At 46.3% G+C, this 26,250-nt stretch carries 20 protein-coding genes; 6 read left to right on the top strand and 14 right to left on the bottom strand.

The genetic code is table 11. The features are described 5' to 3' along the window. Positions 1 to 22: 22 nt before the first annotated feature. Positions 23 to 1,018 (bottom strand): polysaccharide deacetylase family protein, encoded by a 996-nt coding sequence (locus BC343_RS19830; protein ID WP_078349531.1) that lies wholly within the window; start codon positions 1,016 to 1,018, stop codon positions 23 to 25. A 162-nt stretch (positions 1,019 to 1,180) separates the two neighbouring features. Then, positions 1,181 to 1,519, bottom strand: a complete 339-nt coding sequence (locus tag BC343_RS19825; RefSeq protein WP_078349530.1) for a hypothetical protein — start codon at positions 1,517 to 1,519, stop codon at positions 1,181 to 1,183. A gap of 55 nt (positions 1,520 to 1,574) precedes the next feature. Here BC343_RS19825 and BC343_RS19820 point away from each other — a divergent pair, with 55 nt between their 5' ends. After that, the gene (locus BC343_RS19820; RefSeq protein ID WP_078349529.1) at positions 1,575 to 2,291 is read left to right on the top strand and encodes a pyridoxine 5'-phosphate synthase; all 717 of its coding nucleotides are present in this window, start codon (positions 1,575 to 1,577) and stop codon (positions 2,289 to 2,291) included. Positions 2,292 to 2,385: 94 nt separating this feature from the next. Here BC343_RS19820 and BC343_RS19815 read toward each other — a convergent pair whose 3' ends face one another. Further along, entirely contained in the window at positions 2,386 to 5,637 is a 3,252-nt protein-coding gene (locus BC343_RS19815; RefSeq protein WP_162276901.1) for a gliding motility-associated C-terminal domain-containing protein, read from the bottom strand. A 619-nt stretch (positions 5,638 to 6,256) separates the two neighbouring features. Here BC343_RS19815 and gcvP point away from each other — a divergent pair. The 3 genes from gcvP (at position 6,257) to BC343_RS19800 (ending at position 10,130) form a co-directional block, all read left to right on the top strand. Further along, positions 6,257 to 9,166 carry an aminomethyl-transferring glycine dehydrogenase gene (gene gcvP, locus BC343_RS19810; protein ID WP_078349527.1) on the top strand — a complete coding sequence of 970 codons (2,910 nt, stop codon included), beginning with the start codon at positions 6,257 to 6,259 and terminating at the stop codon, positions 9,164 to 9,166. A 100-nt stretch (positions 9,167 to 9,266) separates the two neighbouring features. Further along, on the top strand, positions 9,267 to 9,560 hold the full coding sequence (locus BC343_RS19805; RefSeq protein WP_078349526.1) for a DUF7677 family protein: 294 nt from the start codon (positions 9,267 to 9,269) through the stop codon (positions 9,558 to 9,560). An 18-nt stretch (positions 9,561 to 9,578) separates the two neighbouring features. Continuing rightward, on the top strand, positions 9,579 to 10,130 hold the full coding sequence (locus BC343_RS19800) for a DUF4304 domain-containing protein (RefSeq protein ID WP_078349525.1): 552 nt from the start codon (positions 9,579 to 9,581) through the stop codon (positions 10,128 to 10,130). 178 nt (positions 10,131 to 10,308) lie between these two features. Here BC343_RS19800 and BC343_RS19795 read toward each other — a convergent pair whose 3' ends face one another. Together BC343_RS19795 and BC343_RS19790 are read right to left on the bottom strand one after the other, a co-directional pair. Beyond that, positions 10,309 to 10,761, bottom strand: a complete 453-nt coding sequence (locus BC343_RS19795; RefSeq protein ID WP_143822276.1) for a hypothetical protein — start codon at positions 10,759 to 10,761, stop codon at positions 10,309 to 10,311. Positions 10,762 to 10,835: 74 nt separating this feature from the next. Continuing rightward, complete coding sequence (locus BC343_RS19790) at positions 10,836 to 11,495, bottom strand: hypothetical protein (protein ID WP_143822275.1); 660 nt, start codon at positions 11,493 to 11,495, stop codon at positions 10,836 to 10,838. A 236-nt stretch (positions 11,496 to 11,731) separates the two neighbouring features. Here BC343_RS19790 and BC343_RS19785 point away from each other — a divergent pair, with 236 nt between their 5' ends. Continuing rightward, entirely contained in the window at positions 11,732 to 12,523 is a 792-nt protein-coding gene (locus BC343_RS19785; RefSeq protein ID WP_078349522.1) for a hypothetical protein, read from the top strand. Positions 12,524 to 12,621: 98 nt separating this feature from the next. On the opposite strand, the gene ahcY is transcribed toward BC343_RS19785, so the two are convergent. From ahcY to BC343_RS19765, 4 genes are all read right to left on the bottom strand, one after another. Then, positions 12,622 to 13,938, bottom strand: coding sequence for an adenosylhomocysteinase (ahcY, locus tag BC343_RS19780; RefSeq protein WP_078349521.1), 1,317 nt, complete (start codon positions 13,936 to 13,938; stop codon positions 12,622 to 12,624). A 297-nt stretch (positions 13,939 to 14,235) separates the two neighbouring features. Then, on the bottom strand, positions 14,236 to 14,622 hold the full coding sequence (locus BC343_RS19775; RefSeq protein WP_078349520.1) for a bactofilin family protein: 387 nt from the start codon (positions 14,620 to 14,622) through the stop codon (positions 14,236 to 14,238). Positions 14,623 to 14,737: 115 nt separating this feature from the next. Then, the gene (locus BC343_RS19770; RefSeq protein WP_078349519.1) at positions 14,738 to 15,601 is read right to left on the bottom strand and encodes a M23 family metallopeptidase; all 864 of its coding nucleotides are present in this window, start codon (positions 15,599 to 15,601) and stop codon (positions 14,738 to 14,740) included. A gap of 198 nt (positions 15,602 to 15,799) precedes the next feature. Further along, positions 15,800 to 16,654 (bottom strand): M23 family metallopeptidase, encoded by an 855-nt coding sequence (locus BC343_RS19765; protein WP_078349518.1) that lies wholly within the window; start codon positions 16,652 to 16,654, stop codon positions 15,800 to 15,802. 214 nt (positions 16,655 to 16,868) lie between these two features. Here BC343_RS19765 and BC343_RS19760 point away from each other — a divergent pair, with 214 nt between their 5' ends. Then, positions 16,869 to 17,279: a BrxA/BrxB family bacilliredoxin gene (locus BC343_RS19760; protein WP_078349517.1), complete on the top strand. Its 411-nt coding sequence runs from the start codon at positions 16,869 to 16,871 to the stop codon at positions 17,277 to 17,279. Positions 17,280 to 17,422: 143 nt separating this feature from the next. Here BC343_RS19760 and BC343_RS19755 read toward each other — a convergent pair whose 3' ends face one another. From BC343_RS19755 to BC343_RS19735, 5 genes are all read right to left on the bottom strand, one after another. Continuing rightward, entirely contained in the window at positions 17,423 to 20,077 is a 2,655-nt protein-coding gene (locus BC343_RS19755) for an ABC transporter permease (protein WP_238381812.1), read from the bottom strand. Between the two features lie 21 nt (positions 20,078 to 20,098). Further along, the gene (locus tag BC343_RS19750; RefSeq protein ID WP_078349638.1) at positions 20,099 to 22,504 is read right to left on the bottom strand and encodes an ABC transporter permease; all 2,406 of its coding nucleotides are present in this window, start codon (positions 22,502 to 22,504) and stop codon (positions 20,099 to 20,101) included. A 433-nt stretch (positions 22,505 to 22,937) separates the two neighbouring features. After that, positions 22,938 to 24,317 carry a 3-keto-disaccharide hydrolase gene (locus tag BC343_RS19745; protein ID WP_078349516.1) on the bottom strand — a complete coding sequence of 460 codons (1,380 nt, stop codon included), beginning with the start codon at positions 24,315 to 24,317 and terminating at the stop codon, positions 22,938 to 22,940. Between the two features lie 72 nt (positions 24,318 to 24,389). Next, complete coding sequence (locus BC343_RS19740; RefSeq protein ID WP_078349515.1) at positions 24,390 to 24,587, bottom strand: DUF2158 domain-containing protein; 198 nt, start codon at positions 24,585 to 24,587, stop codon at positions 24,390 to 24,392. Positions 24,588 to 24,794: 207 nt separating this feature from the next. Continuing rightward, positions 24,795 to 26,120, bottom strand: a complete 1,326-nt coding sequence (locus BC343_RS19735) for a Gfo/Idh/MocA family protein (RefSeq protein ID WP_078349514.1) — start codon at positions 26,118 to 26,120, stop codon at positions 24,795 to 24,797. Positions 26,121 to 26,250: the final 130 nt, after the last annotated feature.

Here is a 26,250-nt window from a genome sequence, read left to right as displayed (position 1 = left end):
AAATGCATCTAAAACATTTTAGCTAATTGCTTTCGAAATCTTCGTCTACAGTTTGCCTTAAGTCGTAAAGCAGCCATTGCTTTTGTGCTATGGCAGAGGCTTTTGTACCGAGTAATTTTATAAAATCGGCTACGCCGGTAGGCTCGTTGCCATTGCCGTGAATGAGCACTATGCTGCCGGCATGCGGTTGCTGACCTTTGGCCAACCAGGCATCGGTACCGATAGGCATCAACCCGAAGCCTGTAATGCGGTAAATCAATTGCTGATCGGATACCAGGCCCGGGAACCTGAAGAAAACCGATGGCAATAAGCCGTTGATGATCATCGCCTGCTCGGTTTGCAATACTTCATAATTCATATCGGTACCCGGCTCTAATAAAAAGTTCTCTTTCAGGGGAGCTTTTGCGCTAACGCGATGGTTGTACGAGTGGTTTATCCAGGTGATATCTATCTCATGCTGTTGTTCCAATTGTTTTAACCATTGCAGGTCGGGTTTATGTTTCAGCATCCAAAGCCCGCTTACCGATAGGGCAACGGGTACCGGGCGTTCTACTTTTTTAAAGCCATTGATGATATCGGTAAATATACGCCTGTCCAGCGGGCGGTGCGAAGGGCATAAGTCCGCAGTAAGGCTGATGCCCGTCTCCTTAGGCAGCCCTGTTTCTATCCCTGCATCCTGCAGGGCGGCCGACTGTTTTTCGGCACCGGCAAGTGCTTTAGTATAAGGTGTATTTTTTAAAGCGCTACGGCATTTTTCCAGATCAAGCGGTGTAACGGTGTACGAAGTTGCCAGGTCTATCCTTGTCTCCATCGTTTGCGGGTTTACCAATAGCAGGAATTGCCTGCTGCGGTTTTCGAAACTGCGAAGCACTACCCAGTTCAAACCAAACCCTTTGGCTACGCCGGTATAAACGCGGTAATTGCTTATAGGCGTGTAGGGGGATTGGCCTAACGCCCGGCAGCAAAAGGCCATTAGCATTAAAAATAGCGAAAGTATTTTAAGATAGAGTTTGGGCATAAGTGTTTGTTTTCCAGTTTCTAACGGTAATAACACAACTACTTATCAATATAAGCACGAAAATCGCAATCGGTATAAATACGTAGCCTTCGAGGTGCGGTTGATCTGCTGACGACCTGGGCGGCCCGGCAAGAGGAGAATATAGTGTCCACGTATCACCATTTAAATAAAAGCTTTTTCTAATTCAATTACCGCTTGATAGCCCCCCAATAATGCAGTTACCGAAAAGACATTACCGACCAGCAAGACGACATTGACGATATTGCTTTTATAACGGTTAACCACTGAGCGGATAAAATAAACCACAGTGCTTATTAAGCAAAAGGTCGAGAACACCAGAATTTGAGGCGGCGATGGCGGCGTAATAGAATAAGTTTTGTATACGTTGGCAATATCGGGACTGTTGTAGATTTGCGCATATACAACAGAGTAGCAGAAAAACACTGCAGTATAAATTATTGCGAGTACAATCAGTTCGATAATAAGGCGCTTAGGTTTCATGGTTTAAAGTTATTCATAAATGCCGATTTATTTAAATGATGTATAACTTTGCGCCATGGCTCGTTTATCTGTAAATATCAACAAAATAGCTACGCTGCGTAATTCGCGCGGTGGCAATAACCCCGATCTGGTACAAGTGGCAAAAGACTGCGAACGTTTTGGCGCGCAGGGTATAACCGTTCACCCACGCCCGGATGAAAGGCATATCCGCTACGCAGATGTGTTCGACCTGAAGAAGATAGTTACCACCGAGTTCAACATCGAAGGCAATTGCCAGGAGCAAAAATTTGTTGAACTTGTACTGGCGAGCAAACCTGAGCAGGTTACTTTGGTGCCCGATGCTTTGGGCCAGATCACCAGTAACCATGGCTGGGATACTATAGCCAACCAGGCCTACCTACAAGATATTATTAAAGTATTTAAAGATGCGGGTATCCGCGTTTCGATATTTGTAGACCCTGTTGTAGAAATGGTGGAAGCCGCCGCCACTACCGGTACCGACCGCATTGAGCTTTACACCGAAGCCTACGCTACGCAATACTTGCAAAACAAAGAGCAGGCCGTAGCGCCATACGTAAAAGCAGCTGAAGTAGCGCACAAACTCGGCTTGGGCATAAACGCCGGGCACGACCTTGACCTGCATAACTTGAAATACTTTTCGGACAATATCCCCGCCTTAGATGAGGTGAGCATTGGCCATGCGCTGATAAGCGATGCTTTGTACTATGGCCTGGAGAACACCATACAAATGTACCTGCGCCAATTGGCATAGTTGTAAGTCTTGAGTCCGAAAGAAGGAACCCAAACATCGGCCCTTTCCGAACACCGAACTTAAGACTTCAGACTTACTACTTCAGGCTTCATACTTAACGCAGTATAGTAACGTAGCCCGAGAGCACCTCGCCTTTCCGTAATGTGATGATGTAATAATACACCCCTGTCGGCAGTTGCTTGCCATTACGCGTACCATCAAACGGTTTGGCATAGCCTACCGACTGATAAACGCTTTGCCCGTTACGGTTGAAGATGTTTACTGTAGCACTTGGGTAGCTACCAAGGCCCGGGATATTCCACAAATCGTTAACACCATCGCCATTGGGCGTAAAGGTATTGGGGACGCCCCCGCTAAGGGCGCTCAAAAACACCTTCACTTCGGCACGTGCACTTTCACAGTAGCCATAAGTAAGGCTGATGTAATAGCTTCGGCTTTCGTTAACGTTAATATTAATATCGCCTCCAATGGTATCTTTTATAGGCAGCGGGTTGGTAGCGCTTTCGTAAATGCGGTAAATGGCCGTTGGGAAAGCATCTTTAACCTTAATAGTAGCTTTGCCGACCCCGTAAACCTGTATATCATCTGCAACGGGCGTAGGCGGGGTAGCAGGTTGGTCTACTATAGTGTAGGGGATCGGAAAGTTGTTACAACCTCCATCATCTTTAATTTCCAAAATATAATTACCGGCTGCAAGGCCCTCAATACTTGCCTGTGTTTTGCCGGGTAGTTCTTGCCCGGTATCTGCATTTTTCCATTGATAAATATAAGTGCCGGTGCCCCCGGTTACAGTAGTTGCGGTTACGCTGCCCGTGCCTACACCGCATTGTATGTGCGTTTCGGTACCGCGGGTTACCTTCAGCTCAGGGTAAGCCTCAATGGTAAACACTTCAGGGTAATCGAACAAGCAATAATTTTTATCTTCCAGCACCAGTTTGTAACGGCCCGCCTTTAAAAATTGTACCTGCTTGGTATAGCCAACCGGGTTGCCCTGTTCGTCGTACCATTGATACGCTCTTGGTTCTTCGTTAGCGTTATCTGTGTTCAGGGTAATTGTGCCCGTGGGGAAGGCATCGCAGGTTTTGGTTTTGGTGTAGGTAATACCTGTAAAAGCGGTAGGCGGAAAACCTTGAACCTCGAATGGATAAGACCTGCTACAAATACCATTGCTAATGGTAAGCGTATAAAAACCCGCAGGTACACCGGTAAGGTCTAAATTTTGCCCAACAGTTGTGTTTGTGCCGGTTATTACCCAGTTGTAGGTGGTTGCACCCGGCGCTTGCAGGCCGGTTATAGAGCCATCGCTCCTGTTGCAACTTGGCGACACGCCGCCTTGTTTACTGTAATCGAGCGATACGCCATTGGTGCTTTGAATGGTTATGGGTTGGCTGATCACAGGTTCACAAACGGAGCTACCATAAATAGTAAGCGTATAAGTGCCGGCAATAACGCCCGATAAATCCTTGCCGTAGCCCACTATATCATTTCGTTCGTTGGCCCATATGTACAGCGCTCCCGGAACATCGGGCGTAACGGTGATGTTTTTTATGGAGCCATTGGCATTATCGCAAGTGGCATCGGTTACAGTGCGGGTAGAGATATCTATAGCGATATCATTAGGGATGGCCGGAATCACGTGTTCTTTAGAGAAGAGGTAGCCGCAGTTACTGTCGTCGGTAACCATCAGCATATATTTGCCGGGGGGCTGGTTGATCAGATCGCGATCGGTACCTACCTCTAAATTAGAGTCTCCGCGCCAGCTATATTTAATGGTGCCCGTGCCGGTAGCTGTAATGCCGGTAATGGAGCCGGTTTTCTCATAGCATTTGGAAGGAGTGATAGTGGGGGATGCATCGTTAATGGAAAGAGGATTGTCGTTGGCTAATATAACAGGCCCGTAACGGGCTATGCATTGGGTAGTTTCGTTTGTAACACGTAAAGTATACTCCCCAAAGGGCAAATCGGTTGCGTCTAAATCAGACGACACCGGAATTTGATTTTCATTAAACCAAACAAAGGTTAACAGATCGCCGGCATTGGCGCTCGCAGTAATTCCTTTTACCGATCCCAACTGGTTACAACCTGCTCTAACAATAACAATTTTAGAAGCATCTATCCGGGGCCTCGGGTCAATAATTTCTATTTCCTGGCTTACTGCATTGCATCCATCAGTGCCTACTACCAATTTATATTTACCCGCAGGCAGCCCTTCGGCATCAATAGAGGTAGAAACAACATTACCGTTTTCATCCATCCATTTAACTGCAGCCGCATTATAAAATTTCGCACCCGTTATTTTCCCTAATGCGCCATCGCAATCCATTTGTGTAACCGTGATGTTTGTGAGGTCAAGCTCCGGTTTTGTGAAAAGAGATGTTTGATTATTTGATAGGGCCGATGCCACTATGGTGCCGGGCAAAATGCCACTATAGGCCCAATTACCCTGAGCATCGGCGTTAACTGCGGTTAAAAAACGCTTTGCGCCGCATCCTGCGCAGGTTTCACCCTCATTGGAAAACAGTTCTACGCGAGCGCCGGCGGTTGCTCTCCCCGAGATCGAATTATTGGTGTACGGGTTTATTTTTACAAATGGCAGTGTCTTCGGGTAGGCAATAAAATCGTGTATATTATAATTATAATACTTTTGCAAGCAAAAAATACTGTTCTGCGTTATCGTTACTTCATTTGCAAGTTGTTCTAATATACCATTGGCAACATAGGCTATCGTATTTTGTTGTATTAATGCTTTCATACCCGACTCAATTACGATACCAGTAGTTGCAGGCGGGTTGGATTTTACCCAATCGGGATAAAAATCCTGGAAAGCTACAGTACCGCTTTTGTCGATACCGATGCTGTTGCCTGATATTTCTACGGTGCCATTGCCCGAAGCGTAGATCACCACACTGGAATTGTTTCCGGCTACATTTTCCCTAATGGTACCCGTTATGGTACCGGTAAGTGCCACAGTATTTTGCACATCTGCACTGATGCGGCGTTTCTCCGTATATAAATTAGGGCTGGAGGAAGCACCGGTATAGTCTACCCCAACTTTGTTAAACGAAATATCGTACCCCCATGGGCCTGTAAGCGTATAGCTTTTTATATCGATAGTTTCACTAACAAGATTACCGGTTGTAGAACTGCCACCAATTATCGAGCTTTTCACGTCCACTAATTCAATACTGCTTTTAAAAGATGTTATTCCGTCAGGCACAAAGCCCGCAATGTTGCCCTGAACGCGCACCTCATCGGTAAGCTCTACATAAACACGCCCCCCTTGTACCAGATTATTTTTAATTTCAACACGCGTCGAATTTGCAATATCTATGATCCTGGCTGACATATAATAAATATAGTCACTCCAAATCCAAAGGCCACTTATGGTAACATTTTGCAAGTTCGATCCATATAAAAGATGGTAGCCTTCCGGCCAGTCTTGCAAACCACCGGGTAAGGTAATTTTTACTTTTGCGTAAGATATTCCAAAAGCACTTCCAGGCTGCGTAAGCCCATCTATAGTAAGATTTGGCGATAAAGCGGGCAAAAAATCCGTAAGTAAAATTGTTCTCCCCTGTTCACTCTGGTCCGGTAGGTTAAAGTAAATAAAGTCCTGTTCCGTACTCCCATTAGCCGCTGCCAAGGTTAGCGCCTCCCGCAACGTCCCCGGCCCGCTATCGGCATTGCTGGTAACCGTAAATACCGCCGCCTTTGCATTAAAAGCAAAAACTATAAAAAACAGAAGTATTAATAGCCGTTGGTGCCGCATCAGTGATCGACCTGCAAAATAACGAATAGCACCCGCAATAATTAATTTAATGCAGAATAGTTAAAGGCATACCTGCACCGCTATTATACCACGCTTTAGGAGCATTGTAACTACCCTGTCAATATCATGTTACTCAATTGTTACTAATGCTTAAAATCGTACCTTTGCGGTAAATTTTAAAAGGCAAGTCACCTCCATGAAGCTGAACATTGATTACCAGGAGAAATTCCAGCACCGCCATATAGCACCCAACCCCGAGGATACCGAAAAAATGCTGAAAACCATTGGTGTTAGCACCATTGACGAGCTTATCGGCGAAACCGTCCCCGAGAAAATAAGGCTAAAAGCGCCCCTTAACCTGCCCGCTGCCAAAAGCGAATTTGATTACCTCAACACGCTGAAAGTAACGGCATCTAAGAATAAAGTTTTCAAATCGTACATAGGCCAGGGTTATTATGATGTAATTGTACCGGGTGTTATTCAGCGTAATATCCTCGAAAATCCCGGATGGTATACCCAATATACCCCTTACCAGGCAGAGATAGCACAGGGCCGTTTGCAGGCGCTGCTCAACTTCCAAACCATGGTGATAGATCTTACCGGGATGGAGATTGCCAACGCATCGTTGCTTGACGAAGGTACTGCTGCTGCCGAGGCTATGTTTATGCAATACAGCCTGCGCAAAAACCAAAAAGCCAATGTGTTTTTTGTGAGTGAAGAACTGTTCCCGCAAACCATTGATATTTTAAAGACCCGCAGCGAGCCTTATGGTATTAAGCTGGAGATAGGCAACCACCAAACTGCCGAGCTTACCGATGATATGTTTGGTGCCATTGTACAATACCCCGCCGGCAATGGCGAGGTGTACAACTACAAAGGCTTTGCCGATGCCCTGCACCAAAAAAATATAAAACTAACCGTTGTTGCCGATATCATGAGCCTTACCCTGCTCACCCCTCCGGGTGAATGGGGTGCGGATATTGTGGTAGGCAGCACCCAGCGCTTTGGTATACCAATGGGCTTTGGCGGCCCGCACGCAGCATACTTTGCTACCAAAGAAGAGTACAAACGCTCTATCCCCGGCCGCATCATCGGTGTCACTATCGATTCGGCAGGCAACTATGCTCTGCGTATGGCGCTGCAAACCCGCGAGCAGCACATCCGCCGCGATAAAGCAACTTCTAACATTTGTACCGCGCAGGCACTGCTGGCCATTATGGCTGGTATGTATGCTGTATACCATGGCCCCAAAGGCGTTAAGCTGATAGCCGAGCGTATACACGGCTTAAGCGTATTGTTAGCTTCAGCTTTGAACGAGTTGGGATACGAGCAACTGAACAAAGCTTATTTTGATACGTTGAAATTCGACTTGGGTGTTTTGGCAGGGCCGATACATTCTGAGGCGCTGAACAACGAATCGAACTTCCACTACAATGGCACCGAAGTAACCATTTCGCTTGATGAAACCACTTCGCCCGAGGATGTGAAGAACATCGTTCGTTTCTTTGCCAAAGTAAAAGGCAAAACTTTAGCCGATGCTAATTTTGATGCGCTGCGCGAGAACATCGAAAGCGTTATCCCTGCCGAGTTGCAACGCACTTCAGCATACTTAACCCACGCGTTGTTCAACTCGCACCACTCGGAGCACGAGATGTTGCGTTACATTAAATCATTAGAGACAAAGGATCTTTCGCTTTGCCACTCAATGATAGCCCTGGGCAGCTGCACCATGAAACTGAACGCTACTACCGAAATGGTACCCGTTACCTGGGCCGAGTTCAGCAAAATGCACCCCTTTGCACCAACCGACCAGGTAGGCGGCTACATGCAAATATTCGATGAACTGAACAAATGGTTGAGCGAGATCACCGGTTTTGCCGCCATGAGCCTGCAGCCAAATGCCGGCGCACAAGGCGAATATGCCGGCCTGATGGTTATCCGCGCTTACCACAACGACCGCGGCGATAGCCACCGTAATATCGCGCTTATCCCGTCATCAGCACACGGTACCAACCCTGCTTCGGCAGCTATGGCCGGCATGAAGATCGTGGTAGTAAAATGCGACGAGAACGGTAACATCGACGTGGAAGACATGCGTGCCCGCGCCGAGCAGTATAAAAACGAACTAAGCTGCCTGATGGTAACTTATCCATCTACTCATGGCGTGTTCGAAGAATCGATCATCGAGATATGCGAGATCATCCACGCCAACGGCGGCCAGGTTTATATGGATGGCGCTAACATGAACGCACAGGTAGGCTTAACAAGCCCTGCTAACATTGGTGCCGATGTTTGCCACCTTAACCTGCACAAAACTTTCTGCATTCCGCACGGCGGTGGCGGCCCCGGTATGGGCCCTATCGGCGTAGCTAAACACCTGGTACCTTACCTGCCCGGCCATGCCGTGGTTGATATCGATAATGGTAAAGCTATCCACGCTGTGTCATCGGCACCATGGGGTTCAGCTTCTATATTGCTGATATCTCACGCTTATATAGCTATGATGGGCGGCGAAGGTTTAACCAATGCTACCAAATACGCCATACTGAACGCCAACTATATTAAAACCCGCCTTAAAGCGCATTACAGTGTGTTATACACCGGCAGCAAAGGCCGTTGCGCACACGAGATGATATTGGATTGCCGCTCGTTCAAACAATACGGCATAGAGGTAGTGGATATAGCCAAACGCTTAATGGATTACGGTTTCCACGCGCCAACAGTATCGTTCCCGGTTGCGGGTACGGTGATGATAGAGCCAACAGAATCGGAACCGAAACACGAACTCGACCGTTTCTGCGATGCCATGATATCTATCCGCCATGAGATAGAGGATATCGAGAAAGGCCTGTCGGACAAAGCCGATAATCCATTGAAAAACGCACCGCACACTGCTGCTGTAATTACCGGTAACGATTGGGAGCACAGCTACACCCGCCAAAAAGCAGGCTTCCCGCTGCCTTATGTAGCTGCCTACAAGTTCTGGCCATCGGTAGGCCGTGTGAACGATACCTACGGCGACCGTACCTTAATATGTTCATGCCCGCCGCTAAGCGATTACGAGTTCGAAGAAAGCGAAGTAACCACGCCTGAATACGGAACGTGAGCAGCGGATGTGCAGATTTCAGATTTCAAATGTGCAGATGAATGATTAAATTGAGGCTCCATTACGGAGCCTTTTTTATTGGTGAAAATCACAGTAAATCATGAAACTAAGTAATTCATTTAGCGGCGCCCTCAGGGAGTTTGCTTATTTTATGGCGAGCGGCAGGCAAAATACACTCGAAGGTGTTGATTATTTGTTGTTGTATGGCAAAGAACCTAGCGCCATAGAGCAAGTTTTTGCCATTTACGCCAATGTAATTGAGATGGACGAAATGGGAGAAGTACTTAACGACGCATACGCACAAAAGCGTGCAACCGATTATTTGCGTTCTTATATGGATAGAAGTTTCGAAGTACAGCCCTCGTATGAGGATTGGGAGACAGCCCTGCATTGAGCATTGACGTTTATTGGTATGACAGGTAAAGAACTCAGGGTTTTGATGGATAAAGCAATAAAAGAAATTGCAATTCCTTTTTTTCGGGAGAAAGGCTTTACCGGGAGCTATCCCCACTTTAGGAGGATACAGGAGGACAGAATCAATCTGCTGACATTCCAATTCAATCGTTCTGAGCCGAGTTTCGTTGTCGAAATTTCAAACTGCTCGCCAAAAGGTGTACAGCTCGGATGGGGTGCCGATATTCCGCCCTCAAAATGTACGGCACATCATATGCACCGCAGGCACAGAATAGGAAGCAAGCAACATAACAAAGATTATTGGTTTGACTTTAGTGAAGAATCGACGAATAATGAGACTTACACTAATGGGGCAAAAGATAACCGCAGGGTAATGTTTTTACGCGGTATAAAAAATCTCTTTCTGCAAAGTGGTAAAGGAGAAAACAGTAATGGGGTTTATACCAATCGGGCAAAAGAAATATTAAGCTATTGGCAGGAGGCAGAAACCTGGTGGGCGGAAGACCCTCATGAGCAACGTTTGGCATTAGTGCCCGATGCGGCGATTTAACCGCAAAGTACGCAGAGCATTTGCAACGTCGTTAGCGCAAAGGGCGCAGAGCTTTGCGAATTTACTGTAAGTTTTCTTTGCGGCTTAGCGCCTTGGCGTGATTAAAATAACCGTCAAAAAGGCTTTGTGCTTCTTTGTGTTTCTTTCTTTGCGCACTTTGTGGTAAGAAAGAAAGCAGCTATTTCAAATAACTCCCCTTCATCAAATTCATGCTTTCTTTTTCGTCTTGAGCGCAGGGCTGGCAAAAGGTACCTACGCCATCAACCGGGCCTTCGTATTCCCAAGTGAAGGTTTCTATCTTTTTGGTGGCAGCATTTACAACGGCTAATTTAGTATCAATGGGGTAAACGTAATATACCTTTTTATCGGCAGCTGTCATTTTAAAACAGGTTTTGCCCTGGTAGGTGGCTTTGCCGTTGTAGGTTGCTTTGGTTTCGGTGCGATTGGCACCAGTTGCTAATGATATCTCAGAGGGTTTGCCATCGGTAACCCAAAACGAATAGCTTTTATAGGTGTCGGTACCTGGCTTACCTATAAAATAGTTGGCCACTTTTTTGGTTTGCGCAAAAAGCGATGCCGTGCTTACTGCCAAAAATAAAATGATGGCTATGGTTCTTTTTATGAGTTGCATAACAGTTTTACTTATTGGTATGCTTATAAAAGGCCAGCCCGGCAGAATTGTTTGCACCGGGTATACAGCGCGCATTAAATTTGGGGCGGCTTTGCTGTGCTGTATAACCGCAAAGTAGTAGCTATTTTATCGATCTGCCCTTTTACCTTATTCACATCATCGCCTTTAAACACGGGGCGGTTTAGGTCTAACACCTGGTTGAAGCACACGGTGGAATAATAAACCTGTGCCACAACCGGTTTAACTACTTGCGAACTAACGCTGCCGTAATTTGCCTCGAACCGCCAAATATAGTACAGCCTGTTGTTGATGTAAACCCACTCTTTCCTCATATTGCTTAATTTCATCTTAAGCTCGTTTTCAAGATAGTCTATCTCATACTTTACATAACCTTCCAATATCTCTCTTTGTTGCTGGTAGGTTAGGTTCTCCAACCGGACCGATCCAAGCATTTGTTGCGGCAGCGGGACTAATGAGGCCTGGAATGGCACGCCATCTATCTGTAAATACATCTGGTTATCCTGCTGCCCCTTTGGCGCAGCGAGCGTGATCTTTTTGCCGCCCGCACGCAACCTGAAAGAGTGTTTTTTACCATTATAGCAGATATCGCCGCCTGTTGCGGTGGGTTTAAAACTACTTTTAAAAACTTCGGTATTAATGCTCTCTTGTGCAGTGGTTATGGCCGCGAAATGTGTCATTGCAATTAGCAGGCACAGTATCTTGAGGTATTTCATTTTAAGGCTTTGGTTTACCCACAAATATAACAAAAAGCTATCGGCGGCTTTCGGTCGAAACCAACAAATAGAGCTAAAGCTTAGATGTTTCTTTCTGTTTACATTGCTTGTTATATCCTCAAAACAGTATATTTAAAAAATAGACTTATCAACCTTAACACATGGCCCGTATTATTACCGCTCTCTTATTTGCCTGCTTTTCGTGTGCTTGCTCCGCTCAATCGCTTTGCGAGAAATTGGCAACTTTAAAAAAAGAATATTATGGCTTCAAGCCAAACACGTTAAATGACAAGCAAACCGACGCCAAATCGGCCCAGCTTGATAAGTTTTGGGACCTCGCAAAAACCGACCCCGCGGCGGCCCTGCCCTGCCTTAAAGAAATGGTACTGGCAGAAAACAACGACCCTTATTTTTGTTTCGATGCGGCCACGCTGATACTTACACTTGATAAAAAGGAAGAATATTTAGATGCGGTGCTGGCATCGGTAAAGAAAACCGACCTTAACAATATACAGGGAGAACCTTATTTAAACGTTAGTTTTCTGTTAGGAAATAAAGGAAAAGACATAGCCCCCTTAGCCGAAAAATTGATCAGTACACCCAAAGTGCACGTTTACCTTGCAATGCACGCGATCGACCTAAGCGCTATTGATGCCAGCTTGTTTTTGTATAACCTGATGAGCATTAAAGCCGCCGAAGACAATTTGATAGGCATTACTGAGAACGGCACGCCAACCGGCAAACACAATGCTGCAGTGGTTTTAAACCTGTTAAGTACTGATAGGGGCGACAGCCTGCTAAACAAATTGCTGGCCGAGAATAAACTCGCCGACTCGACCAAAGCCTTCGTGTTACATGACCGCAAAGAATTTACCAAGGGAGACGGTAAGGATAAAGAAGTCCGCGATGAAGCAACCATCAGAAATGAACGTACTAAAACCATCACGGGCTTATCCGACGAGAGCATCGAGCGTTACTTCGCATTAACTGCCGAACTAATGTCGGTTAGGTACAAGAAAAAGAAATAACTCCTTTCTTTCCAATTGCTAATCAAAAAAGGGACATGGCTGATCGCCACATCCCTTTTCTATCTTGATTCCTGACTCTAAAAGTCTTGATTCTGAAATTAGTAACGGTAGTACTCCGGTTTGAACGGGCCTTCTACAGTTACGCCGATGTACTCGGCCTGGTCCTGGTCTAAAACTTCCAGTTCTACACCAATTTTGGCAAGGTGTAAACGGGCAACTTTTTCGTCGAGGTGTTTAGGTAGGGTGTAAACTTTGTTTTCGTAAGCTGCGGTGTTGGTCCAAAGCTCTAATTGAGCCAAAGTTTGGTTGGTGAACGAGTTGCTCATTACAAAGCTTGGGTGGCCTGTAGCGCAACCTAAGTTAACCAAACGGCCTTCGGCTAATACGATAACGTCTTTACCTTCTATGGTGTATTTATCAACCTGTGGTTTAATTTCAATTTTAGTGCTGCCGTAAGCGCCGTTCAACCATGCCATATCGATTTCGTTATCGAAGTGGCCAATGTTACAAACGATAGCTTTATCTTTCAATGCACTGAAGTGTTGCTCGCGAACGATGTTTTTGTTACCGGTTGCAGTAACAACAATGTCAGCCTCGGCAATAGCGGTAGAAAGTTTTTTCACTTCGTAGCCTTCCATAGCAGCTTGCAGGGCGCAGATAGGGTCGATCTCGGTAACGATAACACGTACACCTGCATTGCGTAGTGAATCGGCAGAGCCTTTACCTACGTCGCCATAACCGCAAACAACACCTACTTTACCGGCCATCATTACGTCGGTAGCGCGGCGGATAGCGTCAACTAACGATTCGCGGCAGCCGTATTTGTTATCGAATTTCGATTTGGTAACCGAGTCGTTGATGTTGATAGCCGGGATCAATAAAGTACCTGCTTTCATACGCTCGTATAAACGGTGTACACCGGTAGTAGTTTCTTCAGACAGGCCTTTAATATCTTTGGCCAATTCAGGGTAACGGTCGAAAACCATGTTGGTTAAGTCGCCACCGTCATCCAATATCATGTTCAATGGTTTGCGGTCTTCGCCAAAGAAAAGCGTTTGCTCTATACACCAGTCAAACTCCTGCTCGTTCATACCTTTCCAGGCGTAAACAGAAGTACCGGCAGCAGCAATAGCAGCAGCAGCGTGATCTTGCGTAGAGAAGATGTTACATGATGACCAGGTAACCTCGGCACCCAGCGCCTGCAGGGTTTCAATTAAAACCGCAGTTTGAATAGTCATGTGCAGGCAGCCGGCAATGCGTGCACCGGCAAGTGGCTGGCTTGCGCCATACTCGGCACGTAAGGCCATCAGGCCCGGCATTTCAGCTTCAGCCAATTCAATTTCTTTGCGGCCCCAGGCAGCAAGTGAAATATCTTTCACTTTATTTTTAACGTAGGTGGTTTCTACTGTCGACATAGCTTTTCTGTGTTTTTTTCCTCAAAAGTAAAGAATATAATTTTTTTACGGAAAAGCTAAAAGGTTTTGTTGCCATAGGATAAGCCCGAACCGCTGATTTCAATGATGGAATGATGCCGCTGAGAAATTCCCTCCCACGTGGGAGGGGTGCGGCTGGTAGGAGCGCAAAGGCAGGGAGGGGTTGCGGTCGTTCAACTGACCACATCGCCAACCGTCAGTTACAAACCAAGGGTAAAATCTCATTCATGTGACGGTGTGTTATTAGCTAAACTGCCAACTGCACACTGCAAACTGAAGCTAAGCCGCTTTCTCGCCAATAGTTTTGCCGGCAACCACAGGGGCCATCATCAGGCTACCATTGTGTATGCCACCGCGCTCCACCTGCAGGGTTTCAGTTTTTACTTCGCCGTTGATATTGCCGGTACTGCGTATCTCCAGCGAGGTGCAATTGATATTGCCGGTAACTTTGCCATAAACAACAATTTCTTTGGTAACGATGTTGCCTTTAACTAGGCCCTTCTCGCCCAGTATAAGCCCTTCGTCAACGGTGATATTACCGTTCACGGTACCATCTATACGGGCAAATGCCGGGGCCTTAAGGTTACCATCTATCACAGCACCTTCGCTAACCAGGGTTGATATAGCTTGCAGGTCTAATGCTACTTTCTCTTTTTTGTTGAACATATTTTGGGGAGGGTGAGTGGTTTATTGAGAGAGTGGTGAGTGGTTGGTTTATCGGTGAAATAAAGCTGCAACAAAAGCAACCATTCTCTACTCACCGTTCTCCACTCACTAACCCTTATTTATTCAAAGTCAAAAAGTTTACAGGGTTAATAGGTTTACCGCCTTTGCGTACTTCGTAATGCAGGTGCGTTCCGGTTGAGTGGCCTGTAGAGCCTACCTCGCCTACCTTTTGGCCAACCACTACCTGCTGCCCTACTTTTACGCTGATGCGCGAGAGGTGCCCGTAAAGGGTCTGGAAATCGTTACCGTGCTGTATGCGCACGCAATTGCCGTAACCACCGAACCAGCCGGCAAAAATAACCTTACCGTTGGCAGTGCTGCGGGCTTCGTCGCCGCGGTCGCCTTTAAAATCAATACCGGGGTGAAATTCGGCACTTGCAGAGTTAAACGGATCGCTGCGATAGCCGAACACCGAGCTAAAGCCATCCATGCGCGGATAGCCCATTGGTGTAAAGGCGATGTTGCCCATCAGTCGGTTCAAGTAATCGTTATACAGGCTGTAAACTTCTTTATCTGATAGTTTTTTGCCCTCGGCATTATTATCGCCACCCGTACCTTTGGTGCTGAACCCTTTTAGGCCGCGGCGGCGCAGGTAATCGTTTATGGTTTTAAGCTTACCCTCTATTTGCTGGATGTAGCCCTGGGCCGAATGCTCTTCGCCTGCTTTTATCAGGCTGGCCGGTATCTGGCCCTTAAGCTTCACTATTTGCGACATCAGCTGCATTTTCTCCTGCTCATGGCGTAAGTTCTGGGCATACATGTAATAAATAACGCCACCAAGCAACACAAAAACAGCAGCCAATGCTGCCGTATAATGTTTAAGCCTTTTTATGTGTTTGGTTTTTACTTGCAACGAACGGGTGCTCTCGTTACGATTCAGGATCATAATGGTAGTAACGTCAGATGTCTTTGGGGCCATCAGTTTTAATAATTAGGGAATGCAAAATAAATAATGTGAACCATATCTGCAAATTAACATTGCGTTAACTTTCACATTTTTAATCAATTGGAAGTACGTTTCCCAAACAATACCACATTTTACATAGAACGAAAAAAGCAGCCGGTAAACCAACTGCTTTTCATCTTATGCTTGAGATTATCTATCTCAAATCTACGATCACATATTCAAACTCAAATACCCTTTAGGGTTTACCGGGCGGCCGTTCTTGCGTATCTCGTAATGCAGGTGCGGGCCGGTAGAGCGGCCGGTTGAGCCTACTTTGCCAATAACATCGCCCACGGTAACGCGCTGGCCTTCGCGAACATTGATCTTCGAAAGGTGGCCATACCAGGTCTCCAGTCCGTTAGGGTGTTTTATACGCACGCAGTTACCGTAGCCACCTGCTTTGGCCGCATAAATAACGCTGCCGCTGGCGGTACATTTAACAGGCTCGCCTTTACGGCCTTTAAAATCTAACCCCGGGTGAAACTCGCCACCACCAAAATCGAAAGGGTTACTGCGGTAGCCAAAAAACGAAGTAAACGAGCTTAAGCGCGGGTAGCCCATTGGCATGTAAGCAATATTGTTCACCAACCTATCCAGGTAAGCGTTAAACTCGCTGTACATTTTGGTATCGCTTTTCTCTTTATTGGTACTCAGGTTAACGGTTTTGAAGCTGATGCTGCGCAGGCCACGTTTACTGAGATATGTATTAATGCTTTTTAGTTTAGATTGTATGCTCTCGATATAGCCTACTGCTTTGCTGCGGTTCCCCTCTTTTTCGGAGTTGGCCAGCATGGCGTCTTCGGTGCTTTTATCAACCTCGCTTTGCAAGGCCGCAATTTGCGAATGCAGGCGCAGGTTCTCGTTACTTTGTTCGGCCACCTGGCGGTTTAGGCGAAAAACGGCTGTCATGAGTACCATTACCATGATGATGCCCGCCGCTATGGCTAATTTTATACTATTAAAATGCTTTGCTTTTACTTGTACTACCCTGGGTTGGGTTTGATTTTTTTGAGTAAAGATGCCCATTACTTAAACGTGCAGTTTTTAAGTTTTTTCTTTAGTTAATTAATCAGGGATCAGCGTTAACCGACAACGCAATATAAACATAAATTTTAATTGCCGGGCAAAAACGCTGTTTATAACCCGAACGTCAATAATTCGGGTTTATTCTTTGTACGTATATTTTTTGTTAAATGATTTGGTATTTTTGTATAAAATTTAGAATTAAGCTAATACACATATGTACCCGGAATATTTAGTTGCCCCAATGCGGGAAGAATTAACCAAAGTTGGTTTTGAAGAATTGAAGGACGCCGATGCAGTAAACAGCGCTATTAAAAGCGAAGGTACTGTATTTGTGATGGTTAACTCGGTTTGCGGCTGCGCTGCTGCCAATGCCCGCCCTGCTGCGCGTATGGCTGCTGCTAACGAAAAACACCCCGACCGCCTGGTAACCGTATTTGCCGGCATGGAGCGCGAAGCCGTTGATGCTGCACGCAGCCTGATGTTGCCTTACCCTCCATCGTCGCCATCAATGGCGCTGTTTAAAGATGGTAAACTGGTACACATAATAGAGCGCCACCAAATAGAAGGCCGCCCTGCACAAATGATTGCAGATAACCTGATAGATGCTTTTGACGAGTATTGCTAAGCTTTAGAGTCAAGATAAAAGAATCAAGAGCTAAGAAAAAATAAAAGGCCTGGTGCAAAACGCCGGGTCTTTTTTATTTAGTAATCAAGTCTCTGTCTTTTGTCTTGATTCCTGAATCTTAATTTCTTGACTCTTAACTCCACTTACTCGCTCCGTAAACTCCTCACCGGGTTGCTCAGTGCGGCTTTAATGCTTTGGTAACTTACCGTTAAAATAGCTATGACAACGGCCGATGCGGCGGCAAGTAAAAACACGCCGGGGCCTATGCTAATGCGGTAGGTATATTTTTGCAGCCAGCCTTCTAAAAACCACCAGGCAATGGGCGATGCCACCACGCAGCTCACTATTACCAACACCAGGAAATCCTTAGATAACATTGCCCAAAGCTGCGTAACGCTTGCGCCAAGCACTTTGCGTACGCCTATTTCTTTGGTGCGCTGCTGTGCCATAAAGGTTGCCATTCCGAACAGCCCCAGGCACGATACAAAAACCGCCAGTGCAGCAAACACTGCCGAAAGCTTGCCTACCAATAATTCTTCGCTGAACTTCTGGTTGTAGTCATCATCCACAAAGCGGTAATCGTAGGGGAATGCGGGGTTATATTTGTTAAATATGCCGGTAAGTTTCTCTATTGCAGCATGCGTATCTGCTTTTGCAGGCAGCTTGTATATCATATTCCAGCCACCACCGCCTATAAAGGCAGTTGGGTCGGCGTTAGCGTAGGGCGAATCCATCAGGGCATCTTTTACCACGCCAACAACGCGGTACTGCATGCCGTTTTTTACGATCATTTGGTTAAGCGGATCTTTCAGGCGCAAGCGTTTTACGGCGGCTTCATTCAGGATGATGCTTGTAGAATCAGCTTTAGAGCCCTTAATAAACTCCCTGCCCGAAAGCAGCTTCATGCCAAGCGTTTCAAAATAATCATCGCTCATGAAAATATACCCTAACTCTACCGTTTCGCCGGGGTATTTGCCCGGCCACGAATCTACATCGCCATGCGAGTAAACGCCGGTAGCCGGACTGGAAGCTGTAGTTACTGATTCCACGGCACCGCTTTGCAGCAAATCGTTCTTTAAGGCGGTATAATTTCTGCTCAGGTCTTCGTTCATGCTGGTGGTTACCAGTTTGCTTACCTCGTAACCTGTAGATCGATCTTTAGCATACATGATCTGGTTATATATCACAATGGTGCTTATAATTAAAGCAATGGAGCAACTAAACTGCACAATAACTAAAGCCTTGCGCGATACCACGGCACTCTTGCCAGCCTTCACGCTCCCTTTCAATACTAACACGGGGTTGAATGATGACAGGTAGAACGCAGGCCTGCTGCCTGCCAGTAAGGATACCAAAACTATACTCACCAATGTAATGAGCCAAAATGCCGGGCTATTGGCCGGTATATTAATATTAGTGCCCGTAAGCGAATTGAAATATGGCAGCACGGCTTGCACCAGTAAAAGGCAAAGCGCAAAAGATACAACTACCACCATAGCGGCCTCTACCAAAAACTGGATGATGAGTTGCTTACGGTCGGAGCCGATCGCCTTGCGAACGCCAACTTCTCGCGCTCTCTTTTCGAAGCGTGCCGTAGACAAGTTCACAAAATTGATGCAAGCTATCACCAGCACAAATACGCCAATAATGCTGAACATGCGCACATACTCGATGAACCCGCCAACGGCTTTTCCATTTTTGTAGGTGCCGTAGAGGTGCCAGTCGGCCATAGGCTGGATAATTACGTTGGAGTTTACGGCATTTACGCTGCTGGTTTCTACCTTTTCTATATCGCGTATTTTGGCCATCACGCGGTTGTAATCGGCACCTGGCTTAAGTTTCACGTACTGCCAAAAAGAGTTATCGCTGAAACTGCCATTGCGCACCTCCTTCACCCAAGGCTGGCTCATTTCGTAATATTTAAAAGGCACCAGGTAACTAAACTGCAGGGTAGAGTTTGCGGGCACGTCATCAATAACTGCGGTTACCTTCAGGTTATCGCGGTTATCAAATTTTACTGTTTTATCAATGGCATCAGTGGTGCCGAAAAGAGCTTTGGCTGTTGAGGCGGTTATTACAATGCTATAAGGGTCATCCAGAGCTTTGCCGATACTCCCTTTGGCGGCAGGGTACGGGAATATCTTCAGAAAATCTTCTCCTACAAACATGCCTTTCATAAACAACTTGGTATTATCCGCCAGCAAACCATGAAAGCCCACCTGGTCGGTTTCGGCTACGTATTCCATTTCGGGTATTTGCGCGCGAAGGGCATCGGCGAGTTTTAACGAAGTACTGCTGAAGGTTAGCGTATCGCCATTGCTGTTAAAGTTGCGGCGCACCTGGTATACCTGCTCGTAGCCGGGCAAAAAGCGGTCGTAACTATATTGAAAATATGCCCAAAGCCCTATCAGCATGGTAACGGCAATACCTATGGCTAAACCGCCAACATTAAGGGCGCTATAAACCTTATGTTTGGTTAAGTTGCGCCAGGCAACTTTTAAATAATTTCGTATCATACCTGTATTTATTAGGTTATTCCTTTCAGCTTCCGGCATCTTAAACGATGTTGCGTTTGGCTGTTGGCTCTCTATTCTGCTGCGTATCCTGTTAAATAATATAACACTATTATCTCGTTCTGCCTCCCGGCTATCCTCCCACCAGCCTTCAATGGTGTATACCTTGTTGGCAGTAACGGAGTCTTTTTTAAGCAGAGTTCCCAGCTCTTTCAGGTCCTCTGCCGATGCTTCGCCTGCCAGCTTCTTTGCTACCAGGTTCCAAATTTGATTTTTAAGGTCCATGTAGCTATCGGGCTTTATAATTTATTCGCTGCGCAAACTCTTTACCGGGTTGCTCAATGCTGCTTTAATACTTTGATAGCTCACCGTAAGCATGGTTATACCTATGGCTCCAAAAGCGGTAGCAGCAAATATCCACCACGATAGGTCGGCGCGGTATTTATAGTTTTGCAGCCAGCCGCCCATAAAGTAGTAAGCAACCGGTATGGCCAGCATCAGCGAGATAGATACCAGTACCACAAAATCTTTCGACATCAATTGCCACAGGCTAAACACCGATGCGCCCAGCACCTTGCGCACACCGATCTCTTTGGTGCGTTGCTCAGCCATAAACGATGCCATACCGAACAGGCCCATACAGCTAATGAAGATGGCTAACAGGGTAAAGAAGCCTGCCAGCTTACCTACGCGCTCTTCGCTGGCAAATTTACGGGCATACTCATCATCAGTAAATTTATAATCGAAGGGGCTACCCGGGTCGTACTGTTTAAATACCGATTCAATTTTAGCCAATGCATTATGGCTGCTCATTTTAGGGTTCAGGCGAATATCCACCAGATCGCCCCCCCCGCCCGACATGGAGAAGAACGTAGTTTTCACCGGCTCGTATGGGGACGACATCACCAGGTCTTTCACCACGCCAATAACATGCATTTTGTAATCGCCGCTTTTTACAATGGCTCCAACCGGGTGTTTCAGGTTCATAAATTTTACAGATGCTTCGTTGAGGATAAGGGCCGACGAATCGGCTTTGATGTCCCGCGAGAAATCGCGCCCCTCTATGATCTGCCATTGTGCCACTTTACCAAACTCAGGGGTTATACGGATGTAAGCAAAATCGTCCTGCAGGTCGGGTGCTTTGCCCTCCCAATCGAAACCGCTGCTGTTAGAGTAAACATCGGTAAGCGGACTGCCCGATTCGGCAATTTCTATAATAGCTCCGCTTGCCAATAACTCGTTACGTACAGCCGTAAAGTTCTTGTGAATATCCTCGGTTTTCATGTTCAGCTGTACCACGCCGGTACGCTCGTAACCTACCGGGCGGTTCTTGGTGAACTGCACTTGTCTGAACACGATGATGGTGCCAATAATAAGTGTAGCCGACACGAAAAATTGCAGCACTACAAGTACTTTACGCGGCACAGCAGCATACTTACCGGCTTTGAAGGTACCTTTTAAAACTTTTACAGGCTGAAACGACGACAAGTAAAAGGCAGGATAGCTACCGGCAATAATGCCCGTAAGCATGCTAAAGCCAAGCCCTATTGCCCAAAACGCAGGGTTGCTCCAAAGCATCTTCATGCTTTTATCGGCCACCTGGTTAAACCATGGTAAGGTTACCCATACCAGCAAAATGCAAAGCACAAAGGCAAACGCCGTCACCATTAACGATTCGCTGAAGAACTGCGCGATGAGCTGCCCGCGGATAGAACCAACAGCCTTACGTATGCCTACTTCTTTCGCGCGTTTTTCGGAACGGGCGGTGCTCAAATTCATGAAGTTGATACAAGCCAGCAATAAAACGAAAACTCCGATAATACCGAACAGCCACACAAATTGAATGGCGCCGCCTGTATTCTTACCTTCTTTAAACTCGCTGTAGAGGTGCCATTTTTCCATAGGGTGTAAAAACACCGTCGGGTTGAATGATGCGCCTACTTTATCGCCCTGTGCGGCAATGTTTTTCTTTTTAAGGTCTTTTATGCGGGCATCTACTTTGGCAATGTCGGCACCGGGGTTAAGCTGGGCGAACAGTTGGAATGAGTTATTGCCCCATTGGGTAGATGCGCGTTTAAGCCATTCTTCGGTATCAAGGTATAACTGCCATGGCAAAATATAGGTAAGTTCGTTAAATTCGGTATTGCGGGGCAGGTTTTCGTATACGCCGGTAACGGTAACATCTTTTTTATTATCTATTTTAATGGTTTTGCCCAGAGGGTCATCATTACCGAACATAGCGGTAGCTACTTTTTCTGATATCACGATGGATAAAGGATCCTGCAATCCTTTACGGGTGCCTTTAAGCATTTTCAGCGATAGCATATCGGTTGCTTCTGGTTCCATGTAGCTACCGGTCATGGCCAGTTTTTTATCGCCCACCGTAAGGATATGCTCAAAATTCCAGCTCGACATTACCATGTATTTAAAGTCGCGGTTGGGGCCGGTATAATCGTTGCGCAGCATAGTACCCAATGGGATAGGGATAGCTACCTGGCTGTGCGTGGTGCCATTGATGGTTTGGTGTTGCATCACCTTTACCACGCGGTTGTAATTATCGTGGTATTTGTCGTACGATAACTCGTCCCATATCCACAAACCTATCAGCATGGCTACCGCCATACCAACCGATAAACCTGATACATTAATGAATGTATGCGTTTTGTTTTTGAGCAGGTTGCGCCAGGCAACTTTTAGATAATTTCTTAGCATGATTACACCGATTATTTTTGATTCCACCGATTAGCTGCGATCCTATTGATGAAGAATGACACCTTCGATTTGATTTGAATTGACTAACAAGAACTTATGGCGCAAGCAAGCTTGCTATATGGTAAACATATAAGATGTATGCCAATTTTATAAAAATCTGTAATACAGCAAATTAATAAATTTTCAAATCGTTCAGCTGTTCGGTTTCGGACGGTGGGGTGTTCGGTAATAGGCTTGTTGGTTAGGGGTATGTTTGCGATTTAACCGCAAAGAACGCAGAGGAAAAACGCAAAGTAACGCAATGTGAGTTAACACGAATTTTTCTAATTTATTCGAATTTCACAAATCTTGATAATATAACAAGGGCGCAAAACTGGGAATACCATTTTTGCGCCCTTTGCGAAAACTTTGCGGCCTTTGCGGTTAAATAATTCTACTGCAAAGTCTTTATCTTAATACTTCTGAAATTCACATCGAAACCGTGGTCCTGCAATAGGATATGCCCTTCTTTGGCTTCGCCGAAATCTTTCCAAACCTTGTATTTGCTGATGGCCACCAGGTCGCGGAAGGCTTGTGAACCACGGTCGTACTCTAATACTTTAACGCCGTTGAGGTAATGCTCCACGTGGTTGTTAGGGTAAACTATAATACGGCCGATGTTCCATGCACCTATAGGATGGGTAAAGCGCGGTTGTTTTTTGGCGGTTATTAGGTCGTACAGCGAAGCCAGCGTGCGGTTACCGTCGCGCCCGAGTTTGGCGTCGGGGTGTACCACATCATCCAACACCTGGTACTCCAGCCCAATAGCCGAACCTACCGTTTTCTCGCTCAGGGTAACGAAGTATTTAACACCGCTATTGGCCCCTTTCGACATCCGGAACTCGAACGACATATCGAAGGCAGTGTACTGTCCGTCACTTATAATATCGCCGCCGTTGGTAGATTCGCCGCCATTAGCACCGATAACTGATAGCATGCCATCTTTTACCTTCCAACCTTTTTCGGGGAAAGTCATGGCATTTGCACTGCGCCAGCCTTTGCTGCTATTGCCATCGAACAAAAGCTTCCAGCCACCTTGCGTTTCAAAATCGGTAAGGCTGTTCGGCGTCAGGTTAACCACATAGGCATCTTTGGCAAAAGCCTGCGGTTTCAACTTATCGGTTTTTATCTGAATGTTTTTAAAGAATATCTTTTTACCCGCCTGCCCTGCTTCGCTAATGGCATGCACCTGTAAACCTATAAAACCTTTTTTATCCAGCGTATCAACTACATAAGCCGCAGGGGTACCGTTTATCCAGGTTTTGGTACTGTTTCCAATGCACTCAATTTTAATATGGTTGTAAACGCCGGGTTTCCATTCGGTTTTGCCTTTAGCGTTTAGTTCCATAGGGTAAAGCCAGTCGCGGCGGCCTTCGTCGTATATACCGCCTGTCCAGGCACGGTCGCTGGGGTCAACTTCGCATTGTTTACCGTAAACCTTTCCCTTGCCTTCGTGCCCGGCAGGGTCGTAATGGCTGCGTACCTGCACACCCGAATTGGTGAGGTTGCTTTCGGTCATCACGTCCAGCTCCAAAATAAAATCGCCGTATTCTTTTTCCGTAACCAAAAAGGTATTACCGCTATTGAGTACTGCGGTACCGGTTATTACACCGTCTGCTACGGTGTAGTCGGCATTGCCTGCCAGTTTTTTCCAGCCTTTAAGGGTTTTACCATCGAATAGTTTGGTGTAGCCCGGTTGTAATTGTGCCGATGCCGTCTGCACGCCCAAAGCGGTAACGCCGGCAAGCATCCATATTTTTAAGTTGTTCTTCATATTTGGGTTGATGTTGTTGTATTTTATATCGCCTCTTCATGCGTGGACGCTTGACCGAGGGTTGGGAAATTATTAATCTTCGTAATGCTCTAAAGAACCAGTATTAAAATCTTCTCTATTCAATGTACTGTTTGTAAACCAAATACAAGTCACCCTTTCAGAGGAGTAGCCTTCGTTAAAATCATCCCAAATGTATTTTTCAATCATCATTACAGGACCACCTGATTTTAAAACAACTTTTTCATCTTTTAAAAATTTAATGTTTTTCATTAAATCTATCTTTTCAATATTTTTAATGTCATGATGTGATTAGTTTACTCTAATTATCATTACTACCGCACAATCAAGCATCTTTGCTTAAGTGGGCGGTACAGGGGCGGTATTAGCCGCAATAGCATTGTGGCTAACACACCCCTGCAGCCGCACTTTCCTTCGCGCCCCCTCTCAAGAGGGGAAATTAGCTGCGTTTTGCTTCCCCTATACTTTCAAATTCCATCCCGGTTCGTAATCGCGGCTCCAGAGCTTTTCGGCTTCTGCATCGTGCAATATGTGCCCGTTCTTCGGGTCGCAATTTAGTACGCGGCCTACGCGCTGGGCTATATTACCCAGTTGCGGTATCAAGGTCGACTTGTGCCCGTTGATGATGGTTTGGTTCAGTTGCGTATCGCCCTGTATAGAGGTGATAAAGTTTTGCAGGTGCACCCTGTCCAACAGTTCGGTGGGGCTTACTTTGTTTCCGGCATCTACCGGGGTTTCGTCTTTCACATCTTTTACCAGTTTGTTGGCATAATCATAAACCTGGTAGCCGTTACCGCCGCCATAGTTAATGGTGCCTTTATCGCCATAAAATACTACGCCGCGGCCAACACCTTCGGAGTTGTATGGGTTGCAACTACGCCCTTCCCAGCTCAATGCGGTATTGTTGGGGAAGTTAACCAAAATGGTTTGCGTATCGGGTGTTTCCCAATCATCCTTAAAGGCAAAACGCCCGCCCGATGAAGTTACTTTATCCGGAAAATCGACACCAAGCCCCCAGCGCATCACGTCAATTTCGTGAGTGCCGTTGTTGAGTGCCTCGCCTGTGCCCCAGTTCCAAAACCAGTGCCAGTTGTAATGTATCAGGTTATCTTTGTATGCGCGACGCGGAGCATAGCCCTGCCACAAGTCGTAATTTAAATTAGCGGGCACCGGCGCAGCTTTACCGAAGCTGATGGACTTGCGGTTGTTTACGTACCAGCCACGCGCAAAGTAGGCGCGGCCAATAATGCCATCGTGCAATTCCTGCACCATCTTCTGCACGTTATTAAACGAGCGGCGCTGGCTGCCCATTTGCACCAGTCGGTTATATTTAGCGGCGGCAGCAATGGCCATTTCGCCCTCGTGGGGGTTGTGGCTGCAAGGTTTCTCTACATAAACATGCTTGCCGGCCTGGCAGGCTATGATGGTTGCGGGTGCATGCCAATGGTCGGGCGCGGCAATTACCAGCGCATCCAGGTCTTTTTTCTCCAGCAGTTTGCGGATGTCGGTAATGCCTTCGGGCTTTTTGCCGGTCAGTTTTTCGATGTTGGCTATGGTTTTAGCCATAGCGGTGCTGTCTACATCGCAAATGTAGCCTATCTCGGCATCGGGTATGGCAGCCAGCTTTTGCGCCAGAAAATCGCCGCGGCTGTTTACACCCATTATGCCTAACACTACTTTTTTGTTGGGCGAGCCTTTAAAAATGCCGCCCATGGCCATTTGCGAGCCCACCAAAAAGCTGGTGCCGGTAAGGGCCACGTTTTGTATAAATCTTCTTCGTTGCATAAACGGTTTGGTAAATGTATTTGTGCAATAATTGGTAAAGGCTAAAGTAGCTTTTTATGTGGTAGGGTGTATGTAACATTCGTGAAGAAATGTTTTATGTGCATTGATAATGAGGAATTGAGAGGATTTG

It is taken from the genome of Mucilaginibacter pedocola (assembly GCF_002013915.1).
GTDB classification, from domain to species: domain Bacteria; phylum Bacteroidota; class Bacteroidia; order Sphingobacteriales; family Sphingobacteriaceae; genus Mucilaginibacter; species Mucilaginibacter pedocola.
Note: the sequence above shows the minus strand (reverse complement) of the source record. Positions and strands in the feature narration are given on the sequence as shown.